This window comes from Myroides odoratimimus (genome assembly GCF_004337635.1).
Lineage (GTDB): Bacteria > Bacteroidota > Bacteroidia > Flavobacteriales > Flavobacteriaceae > Flavobacterium > Flavobacterium odoratimimum.
In genome coordinates this window covers 159,745-173,151 of sequence record NZ_CP037427.1, presented here as the reverse complement: position 1 = coordinate 173,151, position 13,407 = coordinate 159,745, and the positions used below count along the sequence as shown (strand labels likewise).

At 34.3% G+C, this 13,407-nt stretch carries 11 protein-coding genes; 8 read left to right on the top strand and 3 right to left on the bottom strand.

Going from position 1 to position 13,407, the window contains the following annotated elements:
- The first annotated feature begins 2 nt into the window (after positions 1 to 2).
- The 4 genes from E0Z07_RS00775 (at position 3) to trpB (ending at position 5,445) form a co-directional block, all read left to right on the top strand.
- On the top strand, positions 3 to 1,124 hold the full coding sequence (locus E0Z07_RS00775) for a metallophosphoesterase (protein ID WP_006258730.1): 1,122 nt from the start codon (positions 3 to 5) through the stop codon (positions 1,122 to 1,124).
- Between the two features lie 36 nt (positions 1,125 to 1,160).
- Positions 1,161 to 3,020, top strand: coding sequence for a ribosomal protection-like ABC-F family protein (gene abc-f / locus E0Z07_RS00770; protein ID WP_006264360.1), 1,860 nt, complete (start codon positions 1,161 to 1,163; stop codon positions 3,018 to 3,020).
- Positions 3,021 to 3,319: 299 nt separating this feature from the next.
- A complete protein-coding gene (locus tag E0Z07_RS00765) occupies positions 3,320 to 3,970 on the top strand; it encodes a peptidoglycan-binding protein LysM (protein WP_233446004.1) in 651 nt (216 codons plus the stop codon).
- 293 nt (positions 3,971 to 4,263) lie between these two features.
- Positions 4,264 to 5,445, top strand: a complete 1,182-nt coding sequence (gene trpB, locus E0Z07_RS00760) for a tryptophan synthase subunit beta (protein WP_131540147.1) — start codon at positions 4,264 to 4,266, stop codon at positions 5,443 to 5,445.
- A 112-nt stretch (positions 5,446 to 5,557) separates the two neighbouring features.
- Here trpB and fumC read toward each other — a convergent pair whose 3' ends face one another.
- Complete coding sequence (gene fumC, locus E0Z07_RS00755; RefSeq protein WP_006258726.1) at positions 5,558 to 6,958, bottom strand: class II fumarate hydratase; 1,401 nt, start codon at positions 6,956 to 6,958, stop codon at positions 5,558 to 5,560.
- A gap of 151 nt (positions 6,959 to 7,109) precedes the next feature.
- On the opposite strand from fumC, the gene E0Z07_RS17970 reads away from it, so the two are divergent.
- A complete protein-coding gene (locus E0Z07_RS17970) occupies positions 7,110 to 7,286 on the top strand; it encodes a hypothetical protein (protein WP_006258725.1) in 177 nt (58 codons plus the stop codon).
- 172 nt (positions 7,287 to 7,458) lie between these two features.
- On the opposite strand, the gene E0Z07_RS00750 is transcribed toward E0Z07_RS17970, so the two are convergent.
- The gene (locus tag E0Z07_RS00750) at positions 7,459 to 9,936 is read right to left on the bottom strand and encodes an outer membrane beta-barrel family protein (RefSeq protein ID WP_006258724.1); all 2,478 of its coding nucleotides are present in this window, start codon (positions 9,934 to 9,936) and stop codon (positions 7,459 to 7,461) included.
- A gap of 84 nt (positions 9,937 to 10,020) precedes the next feature.
- A complete protein-coding gene (arsC, locus tag E0Z07_RS00745; RefSeq protein WP_006258722.1) occupies positions 10,021 to 10,362 on the bottom strand; it encodes an arsenate reductase (glutaredoxin) in 342 nt (113 codons plus the stop codon).
- Positions 10,363 to 10,404: 42 nt separating this feature from the next.
- On the opposite strand from arsC, the gene E0Z07_RS00740 reads away from it, so the two are divergent.
- Genes E0Z07_RS00740 through glsA form a run of 3 tightly spaced genes read left to right on the top strand, consistent with a single transcriptional unit; the run spans position 10,405 to position 13,393 of the window.
- On the top strand, positions 10,405 to 11,310 hold the full coding sequence (locus E0Z07_RS00740; RefSeq protein ID WP_006258720.1) for a CPBP family intramembrane glutamic endopeptidase: 906 nt from the start codon (positions 10,405 to 10,407) through the stop codon (positions 11,308 to 11,310).
- Positions 11,268 to 12,353: an AMP-binding protein gene (locus E0Z07_RS00735; protein WP_006258719.1), complete on the top strand. Its 1,086-nt coding sequence runs from the start codon at positions 11,268 to 11,270 to the stop codon at positions 12,351 to 12,353. Before E0Z07_RS00740 ends, E0Z07_RS00735 begins: the two co-directional genes overlap by 43 nt.
- A 14-nt stretch (positions 12,354 to 12,367) precedes the next feature.
- Entirely contained in the window at positions 12,368 to 13,393 is a 1,026-nt protein-coding gene (glsA, locus tag E0Z07_RS00730; protein WP_006258717.1) for a glutaminase A, read from the top strand.
- The last annotated feature ends 14 nt before the right edge of the window (positions 13,394 to 13,407 follow it).

Sequence of the window (13,407 nt, the reverse complement as noted above, 5' to 3'; positions counted from 1 at the left end):
CAATGAAGAGATTTCTTTTTTTAGGCATATTCATTATGTATATGCTGTCTAATGTGTATGTGTTTTTTAATTATAGTGCATTAGTTAGAGATAGTGATTTTAGTATAAAGGTGTTATTTGGTGCTATAGCATTGACGATGTCGTTAAGTATACTTATATTCTATGGTGTAGGGAAGAGAATGCCTGTATATCTAGCATCATATTTCTATAGAATAGGTACGGGGTGGCTTATGTTGAGTATATACGCTTTTATGCTGTGTTTACTTTTTGATATAGGAGCGTTGATTAATCACTTTACACAGCAGTCTACCTTGTTTATTTATGATCATTACTCTTCTGCACGTGGTTCTCTATTGATACTGTTGACATTAGTAATTGCGTTTATAGGACATATTACCTATCTTAAAAAGAAGAGAAAAGAAGTAGTGATCAAGGTGAATAAGAAGTTGCCTAAAGAGCTTCGTTTTGTTTTGTTAACAGATTTGCATCTTGGGTATGCTATAGAACACAAAGAGTTAAATAAATGGGTAGATACTGTCAATGCAGAGCATGCTGATGCTGTACTTATCGCAGGAGATGTGATAGATGTAAGTCTGATACCATTACAATATTATAAGTTAGATGAGGTATTAAAGCAGTTTAAGAGTGAGTATGGTACATATGCCTGTCTAGGTAATCACGAATATCTGGCAGGGGTAGAAGGAAGCGTTACGTTCTTAAAATCAGCAGGTATAAATATATTACGAGATCAGGTCAAGGTACTAGAAGATATAAACGTGAATCTGATAGGACGAGATGATAAGACGAATCGACATCGTAAAGAGTTAGGTGAACTGATGGAGAACATAGATGGTGACAAACTGAATATTCTCTTAGATCATCAACCTTACGCCTTAGAAAATGCGGTGAACAATAGAGTGGATCTACAGTGTTCTGGACATACACATAGAGGACAGATGTGGCCTGTGTCTTGGATAACAGATCGGTTATTTGAGAATTCGCATGGGTATCTAAAGAAAGAGGATACACATATCTATGTCAGTTCTGGTGTAGGAATATGGGGAGGTAGATATAGAATAGGTACTGTGTCAGAATACGTCGTAATCAGAGTACAAGGAATATAATAAAATAAAGGCTATTTTTGTAAAAAATATTAGATTGTGAATTATTTATCGGTTGAGAATATAGCGAAATCATTTGGTGCGAGAACATTGTTCGAGGATGTATCATTTGGAATTAATAAAGATCAGAAAATTGCTTTCGTAGCAAAGAATGGAACAGGTAAAACAACCATTTTAAAAATCCTAACAGGAGAAGATTTTCCGGATGCAGGACAAGTAGTTATGCGCAAGGGAATCCGTATGGCCTTTTTGCCTCAGGAGCCTGTACTTCAGGATGAATTGACAATAGAAGAAAGTATTTTTGCCTCAGACAATGATACTTTAAAAATCATAGAAGAATACGAGAAGGCATTAGAGAATCCGGAAGATGCAGATGCTTATCAGAAGGCATTCGAGAAGATGGATGCTCATAATGCTTGGGATTTTGAGACGCAGTATAAACAGATCTTGTTTAAGCTGAAGTTAGAGGATCTAAAGGTAAAAGTAAAAACGCTATCTGGTGGACAACGCAAAAGGTTAGCATTGGCTATTATCTTAATTAATAGACCAGACTTGTTAATCTTAGATGAACCTACCAACCACTTAGATCTGGAGATGATCGAGTGGTTAGAGAATTACTTCGCGAAGGAGAATATTACGTTGTTTATGGTGACGCACGACCGTTTCTTTTTAGAAAGGGTTTGTAATGAAATTATCGAACTAGATAATGGTAAGATCTATCAGTATAAAGGAAACTACTCTTATTATTTAGAGAAAAAAGAAGAACGTCTGGCGATAGAGAATGCGAGCATAGACAAGGCGCAGAACTTATTTGTGAAAGAGTTATCTTGGATGAGAAGACAGCCTAAAGCACGTACAACTAAGTCTAAGTCTCGTATTGATGACTTCTATGTAATTAAAGAAAAAGCACATAGTAGAAGACGTGAACACCAAGTAGAGTTAGAAATCAATATGGAGCGTATCGGTAGTAAGATCGTGGAGCTTCATAAACTACATAAGAAGTTTAAGGATAAGGTCATCTTAAATGACTTTAGTTATAATTTCAATAAGGGTGAGCGTATTGGTATTATCGGAAAGAATGGTAGTGGAAAGTCTACTTTCTTAAATATCCTTACTCAAGGTATACTACCAGATGCTGGTAAAGTAGTGGTAGGAGAAACTATAAAAATAGGATACTATACACAAGGAGGGATTAATATAAAACCAGAACAGAAGGTAATCGATGTGATTAAAGAGTTCGGTGAGTATATTCCATTGGCTAAAGGTAGATCTATATCGGCAGGACAGCTTCTAGAGCGTTTCTTATTTGATAGAAAGAAACAACATGACTTCGTAGAGAAATTAAGTGGAGGGGAGCTAAAACGTCTTTATTTATGTACAGTACTGATTCAGAACCCTAATTTCTTGATTCTGGATGAGCCTACGAATGATTTGGATATCGTGACTTTAAATGTCTTAGAAAGCTTCTTATTAGACTATCCAGGTTGTTTAGTGGTAGTTTCTCACGATAGATACTTTATGGATAAGATCGTGGATCACTTATTCGTATTTAGAGGAGAAGGAGAAATAGAGGATTTTCCAGGTAACTATTCTGACTTTAGAACGTATGAAGATAGTATAGAACCAGTAAAAGAAGAGTCAGCAAAAGAGAAGGTAAACTGGAAAGAAAGTCAAGTTAAAAAAGGATTGACATTTCAGGAGCAAAAAGAGTTTCAAAAAATAGAAAGAGAGATTGCTAATCTGGAGCAAAAGAAAGTAGAAATAGAGAAATTATTTTCTGATGGAAAAGTAGGAGATGATGAGATCGAATCTAAAGCGAATGAACTACAGAAAGTGTTAGCAGAATTAGAGGATAGAGAAGAGAAATGGTTTGAACTTTCTTCTAAAATGGAAGAATAAAAAACACCATAATTAAGAAAAATAAGAAAGGTACAATATTGAGCAATATTGTACCTTTTTTTCGTTTAATAGCCTATTTTAGTGATGTGAGCTCCTTTAATTTAGGATTTATTTATGAAACAAACAAGATTGAAAAAGTTAATTGTTTATTTTTTAAATGGTTGATTTTTAATATTTTATATTGTGTGTTGGTGTTAAAATTTGAAAAGTGATATTAAAAAAATAGGAGAATGTGAAAAATGAAGTAACTTTGCAGACAGAAATTTCAAGTGGTGACAGGGCTTGAGAAATTAGTTTTAATGAGAAAAAAATGTTCTTTTTTTATTGGTATTGTCCTATTAACAGGGGTAGGAGTTTCAGGTTTTAAACAGTATGAAACTATGCTTTTAGAGGAGTATAAAATAGTTCCTGAAGGCCCCCTATCTTATGATTTTCCATATAGTAGCGATTTAGCTATGGAGGAGTCAGGAGAGTTATTAGCAATACCATTTATCGGAAAGACTTATGTCGGTTTTAAACAGGCATTGGCAGTACGCGAATCTTATGGATTGTACAGAATAGTAAATTCATATGGTTACATGGGCAAATACCAGTTTGGTAAAGTGGCATTACGTTCAATAGGAGTAACGGATACGACTAATTTTTTACATGATCCACTAATGCAAGAGAAAGCTTTTGATGCTTTGGTTGCAAAAAACAAATGGATCTTGAGAAAAGAGATTGAAAAATTTGATGGTAAACGCATCGGAGGAATTGCAATTACAGAGTCAGGAATCTTAGCAGCAGCTCACTTAGGTGGAGCAGGTTCTGTAAAGAAATTCTTGAACAGTAATGGAGCAAACGGTTTCCAAGATGGATACGGTACTTCGATACGTACATATCTAAAAAGTTTTAGTGGATACGATGTATCTGATATTACAGCAGAAAAAGATGCTGTAGTGATGCTATAACTCTTTAGAAAAGAAAAACTTAAAGGATATCATTTAAAAAATGGTATCCTTTTTTTATTGTTTATTGAAAATAAGTTTTTACATTTGCAATTCAATAAGTAGAAAAACGAAATGAATTTAATTCTAACAAATACTTGGTGGTGGACTAAACTTACGTCGAATGTCGTGAGCAGTCCTTGCTATGTATATATGAATTAAGAGAAATAATATATAATACCTAGAAGAGGCTTGTCAAACGACAAGCCTCTTTTTTTTGTGCCTTATCGAAAGTAAAATTTAAAACAATATATAAAATGAAATATCAAGTTAATCAAGACGGTTATTATGGGAATTATGGAGGAGCATTTATTCCTGAAGCATTAGCTCCAATTATTGGCCAATTACAGAGCGAGTATATCACCATTATTGAACAAGAGGATTTTCAACAAGAAATGAATCAGTTATTAGAAGATTATGTAGGCCGTCCTACTCCGTTATATTTTGCAAAGGGGTTATCAGAGAAGTATAATGCTAAAGTGTATTTAAAGAGAGAAGATCTATGTCATACAGGAGCTCATAAGATTAATAACACTATCGGTCAGATATTATTAGCAAAACGCTTAGGAAAGAATAAAATAGTAGCAGAGACAGGCGCAGGACAACATGGAGTAGCTACCGCTACAGTATGTGCTCTTATGGGCATGGAGTGTATCGTATATATGGGAGCTTTAGATATAGAAAGACAAGCGCCTAACGTGGCACGTATGAAAATGCTAGGTGCTGAGGTGAGAGCAGCGGAGTCTGGTGCAAAGACATTAAAAGAGGCTGTAGATGAGGCTTTATTATACTGGATAGAGAACCCTGATGATACATTCTATTTGATAGGATCAGCAGTAGGCCCACACCCTTATCCTGATATGGTGAGTAGATTCCAATCTATTATATCTAAAGAAATTAGAAAGCAATTATTAGCAAAAGAAGGAAGAGAAGAACCTGATTATATAGTAGCTTGTGTTGGTGGAGGTAGTAATGCAGTAGGAGCTTTTTACCATTTCTTAGAAGATGAACAAGTGAAGTTAATTGTAGCAGAAGGTGGAGGAGAAGGAGCTGATAGTCCAAAAACAGCGGCTACTTCTTTTGTAGGAAAAGAAGGAGTGCTACATGGAAGTAAGACTTTGTTTATGCAAGATGAAAATGGAGAACCTCTAGAAGCATATTCAGTATCAGCAGGATTAGATTACCCTGGTTTCGGTCCTTTGTATGCACATATGAAAGAATTGGGAAGAGCAGAGTTTTATGCTATTAAAGATGATGAGGCAATGACAGCTGGATTAGCCTTGTGTAAAGTAGAAGGAATTATCCCTGCGATAGAAAGTTCTCATGCTTTAGCAGTATTAGAACAACGTAAATTTAAACCAGAGGATATTGTTGTGATCAATTTATCAGGAAGAGGAGATAAAGATTTAGATAATTATCGCAGTTATTTTAACTTCTAAAATAGATAAGGTATGTATTTAAGAATTGTTATCTGAAGAGAACTGTTTAAAAGGTAAAAAGCCAATAACATATTATATGCTATTGGCTTTTCTATTTAAGGTTCAGTATGTTTTAATCTTCGATATTTCCAATCATTAACTTAGGATCAACCCACTTGTCAAAATCTTCAGGTGTAACATATCCTAAGCGAACAGCTTCTTCTTTTAGCGTTGTGCCATTAGCATGAGCAGTTTGCGCTATTTCGGCTGCTTTGTAATAACCAATTTTGGTATTTAAAGCAGTTACTAGCATTAATGAACTATCTAGTAATTCTTTAATACGTTTGTCGTTTGCTTCAATTCCTTGTGCACAATGCTCATCAAAAGAAATACAAGCTTCTCCTATCAGTCTAGCAGATTGTAAGAAGTTGGCTGCCATAACAGGTTTGAATACGTTTAGTTCGAAATGACCCTGAGTACCAGCAAAAGATATTGTAGTATCATTACCTATCACTTGTGCAGCTACCATAGTAAGTGCTTCACATTGTGTAGGGTTTACTTTACCAGGCATAATAGAAGACCCTGGTTCATTTGCAGGAATAATGATTTCGCCAATTCCAGAGCGTGGTCCAGAAGCTAGTAGTCTGATATCATTAGCTATTTTATAAAGAGAAACAGCAAGTTGTTTTAATGCTCCATGTGTTTCTACAATTGCATCATGAGCGGCTAGAGCTTCAAATTTGTTTGGAGCCGTTACAAAAGGTAGTTTCGTGAATTTAGCAATATACTCTGCTACTTTTACATCATATCCTTTAGGAGTATTTAAGCCTGTACCTACAGCAGTACCTCCTAGAGCTAATTCAGCAAGATGAGGTAAAGTGTGATTTAATGCTTTTAGTCCATAATCTAATTGTGCGACGTAACCTGATATTTCTTGACCTAGTGTAAGAGGGGTAGCATCCATAAGGTGTGTACGGCCTATCTTTACTACATCTTTTAGTTCTTTAGCTTTTTTGTCTAATGTGTTTCTCAATGCAGTCACACCTGGGATAGTATATTCTACGACAGCTTTATAAGCAGCAATGTGCATTGCAGTAGGGTAGGTATCATTAGAGGATTGAGATTTGTTTACATCATCATTTGCTTTAAGTACTGGTTCGCCTTCACCTATTTGAAGACCAGCTAATACTTGAGCTCTATTAGCAATTACTTCATTCACATTCATATTAGACTGTGTACCAGAACCTGTTTGCCAAATAACTAAGGGAAAATGATCATCTAGTTTGCCTTCTAGTATTTCGTCACATACTTTAGCGATGTGATCTCTTTTTTCTGAAGGTAAAACATTTAAATCAGCATTCGTAAAAGCTGCTGCTTTTTTAAGATAAGCAAAAGCTTCTATGATTTCGTGTGGCATAGATGCCTCAGGACCTATTTTAAAGTTGTTTTTAGAGCGTTCCGTTTGTGCTCCCCAATATTTGTCTTTAGCAACTTTTATTTCTCCTATAGTGTCTTTTTCTATTCTGTATTCCATTATTAATTTATTTAGAATGATTGTACCCTAAAGATAAGGAGAATTATTTAGTTTCATTCTAAAGAAAGATTAAAAGTTAAGGTAGACTAGGTAGAAAAAATAAAAGTGAGTATATTTACGGCGTATATACAAAAATTAATCCGGAGAAAACATGTTTGAATTTCAACAGTATTTAGGTTTCATCGTTGCCATGACTGTAGTTACTATGGCATTTTGGCTTATGATGTTCTTAGTTGGTTTCGTATCTTACTGGGCAGTAGGTGGAGCTAGAGAACTAATCAAAGAGAAGAAAGCTAAAAGACAGCAATTAGAAGACAATCAGATCTAGTATTTGGTTTAAGAAATAAAGAGTCATAATATGTATTATGGCTCTTTTTTTATGCCTATTTATGAGGGTTGATAGATTCGAAAAATATGGAGATAAAAAAAGGGACTACCCAATGGTAGTCCCCTAACAAATAATAAATTTATAATAGTTTAGTAAAGGTTTCTTTGTTTGATTACATCATTTCTCCTTCTCCTTGTTCTTCGCCACCACCAGCATTTCTTTGTTGTTTCTGTCTGTCCATTTTAGTTTGGTTAAAACGATAAGTAAATGATAAGTTTACTTGTCTTCCTCTCCACTGCATTTCACTATGTGAAATAGATGTTGGTAAATAAGTGTCTGTTTCTCTTTTTCTAGAGTCGAAGATATCACTAACATTTAATGTAATGGTAGCTTTGTCTTTTAAGATATCTTTACTTATAGAGGTATTAGCTGATAAGTTTCCTAATGCTTTTCCTTGTGACGTATCATAAGGTGCTCTATACATTCCGTTTACTTGCCAATCTATTTTATAAGGCAATGATATCTTAGATGATAATCTAGTAAACCAAGCATAAGAGTTTTGGTCAAAGTTTTGCGTTTCTACTGTTCCATCTAGTTTAGTGAAAGTATAGTCTCCTTTTGTTTCTGTTCTAAAGAAGTTGAAGTTACCATTTAATTTCCACCATTTAAATGGAGTATAGTTTAAGGTGAAATCAAATCCATATCTGTATTCTGTAGCTAAGTTAATTGGTGAACTAACAATAATAGTTGTACCACTTGCATTTGTACCCGCTTCTCTTCTTACGAATTGGAATGTGTCATCCGTTTTATTTAAGTAAGCAGATGCACTAAGAGTGAATCCACTCCATCTCTTCAAATACCCTAAATCAAATGCATTTGTTTTAGCAGGGTTTAAATCAGGGTTTCCTTGAAAGAAGTTGATGTCACTCGTATAATTAGAGAAAGGGTTTAAGAAACGCCCTCTAGGACGCATAATACGTTTACTATAACTAATACTCACATTACTAGATTCATCCAATTCATAGTTTAAAAATAAACTAGGGAAGAAGTCATCATATTTCTTGTTGTTGTAATCGTTGCTAGTTAATTGATTTACGTCAATATTACTTTTTTCCCAACGGAACCCAACCATATAGTTAAGTTTGTCAGTTATTTTATCTCCATATTGAGCATAGAATGCATTAACTTGTTCTTTGTATTCTAGTACGTTAGAAACTCTAGTGTTGTTAATCCATTCATTATTAGTTAGATTATATAATCCAAAGTTATTAGTTGTCGATTTAAATGTACCTAAGTAACCTGCTTCAAAGTTTCCACTCTCTCCTAAAGGTAATGTGTAATCTACTTTTACTAGACCTGACTTATATTTGTCATCACTAAGAGTTCTTTCGTAAGTCATTAGGTTATGCTTATCATTAATGTCAGAGATATTAGCATCGTCATCACTAGTGTCTTTAGAGATACTAGCCTCTACTGTTAACTTGTGATCTTCTTTAGCGAATTTCTTTTCAAATGATGTTGTATATTCTACACTGTTATAGTTTGACTTACGTCTTTCTTCTCTATATCTATTATAGTCTAAGTTGTGGTTACCATCGTAATATTGGTAATCAACAGAGTTAGGAGAGGTACCATTACTTCTACGTACATTCACACTATTAGACCAAGTTAGAGAAGGAGTAATATAGTAGTCTAGACCGAACATACCGTTGTAGCCTTGTCTTTCTCTATTGTTGTCTTTATATTCATCGATGTACTGTATAGGATTACCATCGTGATCTAGATATTGGTTGTTGTTAACGTTATATCCTTTTGTTTTAGTATCTCTATAAGATAAGGTCGTATAGAAGTTATATTTCTCTCCACGAATATTTACATTACCATTTAATTCATAGTTGCGAGGATCTCCTATTGTACCCGTGATATTTCCATTAATACCTTGTGCTTTACCTTTCTTAAGGACGATATTAATAATACCAGCACCTCCTTCAGCTTCATATCTAGCTGATGGATTAGTGATTACTTCTACTTTTTCGATTGATTCAGCAGATAGAATACGCATTGCTTCTTGGATATTATTAGCAAGACCAGTAGGTTTACCATCGATAAGTACTTTTACATTCTCGTTACCACGTAAACTAACAGCACCTTCACTATCTACAGTTACTGAAGGAACGTTGTCTAATACATCTCCTGCAGTACCTCCTTTTACAATCATATCTTCACCTACATTGTAAACTTTTTTGTCAAGCTTAATATCTACAGTAGATTTTTCTGCAATGACTAGTACTTCGTCTAGCATTTGAGCGTCATCTGTGACTTTCTTAATACCTATATTAGTATTTCCATTGACAGCTACTTTGCGTAGTTCAATAGTTTTAAAACCTAAGTATTCTATACGAATTAAGTATGACCCGTCAGGTACTTCAAAAGAGTATTGTCCTTTTGAGTCGGTCATACCTCCTGAGACAATATTAGCATTGTTCTCATTTTGTGCGAATACACTCGCATATTCTAAGGGAAGATTTGTAGCAGCTTCTACTACAGTACCTGTTACAGTACTTTTTTTAGAGTTCTGTGCTAATGCTGTTACCCCGAACATTAGAGTTAACAGCATTAGAAGAACTTTTGTAGTTTTTAATCTTTTCATTATAGTCGTTAGTTTTATATCTATTAGACTATAATTTGCGGTGAAGGTTTAAAAACAAAATGGTTAATAAATTGTTAATTAGTCTTACAGGATTTCATGAATCTTTTCTGTAGGTCTTGCAATAACAGCTTTAGGGCCATTAACAACAATAGGTCTTTCAATCAGCTTTGGGTTTAAAACCATAGCTTCGATTATCTCGTCATCGCTCAATGTATTACTTCCAAAAGTATCTTTCCAAAATGCATCTTTTGTACGAACTAAATCGATTGGATTGTAATTGAGTTTTGTTAGTATTGTCTTTACATCATTTTCAGTAAGGTCTGCATCCAAATATTTTATAATTTTGTATGCTACACCTTGCTCTTCCATGAAAGCAATACTTTCGCGTGATTTGCTACAACGCGGATTGTGATAAATTGTGATCATAAATAAGGAATTTTATACCAAATATAGTACATTTTTTGAGATATGGGAATTATTGAACAGCTATTGAGAATAAACAAAAGTCAGAAACTTTGGCATTATTTACCTTTTTCGTTATTTTTTTTAGGGATTATGTTCCTGAATTGGATTTCTTTAAGATATTCAGCCCTATCTACTAATGAAATCATAAAAATGAATATTGATAAATTTGGTAAAAATATCAATTTTTTGATAACTATAGGGCCATTAGTATTCATGTTTGTGTTTCTAATAGCTTGGGTATTAGTAGTTCATAAGCAGAGTCTGCTAAGCCTTACTACCTCTAGGGTTAAGGTAGATTGGAAGAGAGTATTATTTGCTTTTTCTCTATGGAGTTCTGTGATTATAGCGTTCTTTATCTATGGATATATAACTTCTCCAGAAGATTATGTGTTTTCGTTTAAACTGTGGCCTTTTTTAGTATTCTTTCTATTTGCGATTGTTTTAATCCCTTTACAGACTAGTTTTGAAGAATACTTTATGCGCTCTTATTTAATGCAAGGAATAGGTCTAGCTACGCGCAGTAGAGCAGTAGCTTTGTTTACAACGTCTATTTTATTTGGCTTAATGCACCTAGCAAATCCTGAAGTAGAGAAGATAGGATTCTCTATTATGATTTATTATATCGGAACAGGACTCTTTCTAGGGATTATTACTTTAATGGATGATGGTGTAGAGTTAGCTTTAGGTTTCCATGCTGCGAATAACTTAATAGGAGTGCTATTAGTCACTTCTGATTGGACTGCCTTTCAGACAAACTCTATTTTTACCAATGTTAATTCGGAAAGTGTTATTTCACCTTGGGAATATATTATCCAAGTCGGCGTTGTATTACCTCTAGTGGTTTTTGTTTTCGCTAGAAAGTATAAATGGAAGAATTGGAAACACCAGTTATTAGGAAGAGTAAGATAAAAGAACAAATTATGGAATTAAATTATATACATCCTAACTTTAGATTGAATGGTAACTCTTATACGATAGAGGAGTTGATTACATTGGCTAAAGAATGGGAACTAGGAACTCAAGAATATTTGGTCGATTTAGGAAGGCTTATTATAGAATGGTTTGATACGAATGATTATGTAAGTTTGACTACATCAGGTACTACTGGACCTCCTAAGATTATACATTTAAAGAAAGAAGCTATGATCTGTTCAGCAAAGGCTACTGCTTCTTTTTTTGAAATAACTACTGGTAGTACTGCTCTTTTATGTATGTCTACGAAGTTTGTAGGTGGTAAGTTGATGTTTATTAGATCTTTAATTGTTGGATGGTCTTTAGATGTTAAAGAACCTACAGCAAGACCTTTGGAGCAAAATACAAAGTTATATGACTTTGTAGCGATGGTACCTATGCAAGTAGAGAACTCGATAGAGGAGTTAAATAAAGTAAAGACTCTTATTATTGGAGGTGCTAAAGTGAATCAAGGTTTAGCAGATAAGTTAAAACAAGTTACTACTAAGGTATATGAGACTTATGGGATGACTGAAACAATCACTCATATAGCTGCTAAACGAGTAGGTGTAGCATCTTTCTCAGTGCTTTCTCATGCGACAGTTAGTCAAGATGATAGAGGGTGTTTAGTAATCTCTGCCCCGACTGTTAATCCAGAATTAGTTATTACTAATGATTTAGTAGAAATTATTAATAATAAGGAGTTTAAATGGCTTGGAAGGGTAGATAATGTCATTAATAGTGGTGGAGTAAAACTTTTTCCTGAGCAAATAGAAGAAAAGTTGTCAAAGAGGATTCCTTATCGTTTCTTTGTGGCGAGTAAAGAAGATACTTACTTAGGTAATAAACTAGTGTTAGTTATTGAAAGTGAGCAGTATACTTTACCTGATGATATATACGTGGAGCTTGGTAAATATGAGAAACCTCGTGAAGTACAGTTTGTTTCTAAGTTCGAAGAGACAGAAACAGGCAAAATAATAAGAAAGAAGAATATTCAATAAACTAGATTAATAACATGAAGAAGAATAGTGTAAGTAACATTATCCTAAGCTGGGTTGTAGCATGTTTAGTTTCTTTTGGAGGAACTGCTTATGCTAAGAAGATAATTAGAAATGGTGATAATACCAATCTAATTACCAATGAGATGTTAGAACGTATTTTAGAGAAAAATAGAATACATGTAGGAGAAGGAAAAGTCGCAGACTATATCCCCGAACTGAGCAAGGTTAATGCCAGCGCTATCGCATTTTCTGTAGTGAAGCAGAATGGAGAAGTTGTTAATGTAGGGGATGTATCACAGAAGTTTACGATTCAGAGTATTTCTAAAGTAATAGCTCTGATGGTAGCTGTAGAGGAGTTAGGAGAGAAAGAAGTGTTTTCTAAAGCAGGGTATTATGGAACTGACAAGCCTTTTAATCATTACGCTAATTTAGAGACTAAAGGAAAGCCCTTAAATCCTTTAATGAATGCTGGTGCTATACTTACTACTGCCTTGTTAGGTGGGGATAATGATGAAGCATTTCAGAAGATTTTAGACATGGTTCGTTATATCACGAAGAACGAAGCGATAGGTTATAGCCACTCTGTATATATGTCTGAGAGAGAAACAGGACATAGAAACAGAGGTATATTCCATTTATTAAAGAATAATGGTCTGATCGAAGGAGAAGAGAATAGATTAGATAATTATTTTAAACAATGTTCTATAGAAGTTACAGCAGAAGATTTAGCTAAGATTGGTTATTTCTTTGCTAATCAGTGTACTCGTTTTGATGGAGATACGAAGTATAAAAACTCAGAGATGTCTAAGTTAGTACAGTCACAGATGTTAATCGCGGGGATGTATGAGTTTAGTGGAGAGTATGCTCGTACAGTAGGTTTGCCTAGTAAGTCTGGAGTAGGAGGAGGTATTGTTGTTTCTGTGCCGAATAGAATCGGAATAGGGACTTTCAGCCCAGGATTAGATACACAGGGTAACTCTGTAGTAGGGTATCACATGATCTTAGATCTAGTAAATGAATTAAACCTTAGTATCTTTTAATAGATAAGAATAAG

Coding starts and splice junctions, on each gene's coding strand:
- E0Z07_RS00750 (WP_006258724.1), bottom strand. CDS start 9,936: ATGAAAAGATTAAAAACTACAAAAGTTCTTCTAATGCTGTTAACTCTA.
- fumC (WP_006258726.1), bottom strand. CDS start 6,958: ATGGAATACAGAATAGAAAAAGACACTATAGGAGAAATAAAAGTTGCT.
- trpB (WP_131540147.1), top strand. CDS start 4,264: ATGAAATATCAAGTTAATCAAGACGGTTATTATGGGAATTATGGAGGA.
- E0Z07_RS00740 (WP_006258720.1), top strand. CDS start 10,405: ATGGGAATTATTGAACAGCTATTGAGAATAAACAAAAGTCAGAAACTT.
- E0Z07_RS00735 (WP_006258719.1), top strand. CDS start 11,268: ATGGAAGAATTGGAAACACCAGTTATTAGGAAGAGTAAGATAAAAGAA.
- glsA (WP_006258717.1), top strand. CDS start 12,368: ATGAAGAAGAATAGTGTAAGTAACATTATCCTAAGCTGGGTTGTAGCA.
- E0Z07_RS00775 (WP_006258730.1), top strand. CDS start 3: ATGAAGAGATTTCTTTTTTTAGGCATATTCATTATGTATATGCTGTCT.
- arsC (WP_006258722.1), bottom strand. CDS start 10,362: ATGATCACAATTTATCACAATCCGCGTTGTAGCAAATCACGCGAAAGT.
- E0Z07_RS17970 (WP_006258725.1), top strand. CDS start 7,110: ATGTTTGAATTTCAACAGTATTTAGGTTTCATCGTTGCCATGACTGTA.
- E0Z07_RS00765 (WP_233446004.1), top strand. CDS start 3,320: ATGAGAAAAAAATGTTCTTTTTTTATTGGTATTGTCCTATTAACAGGG.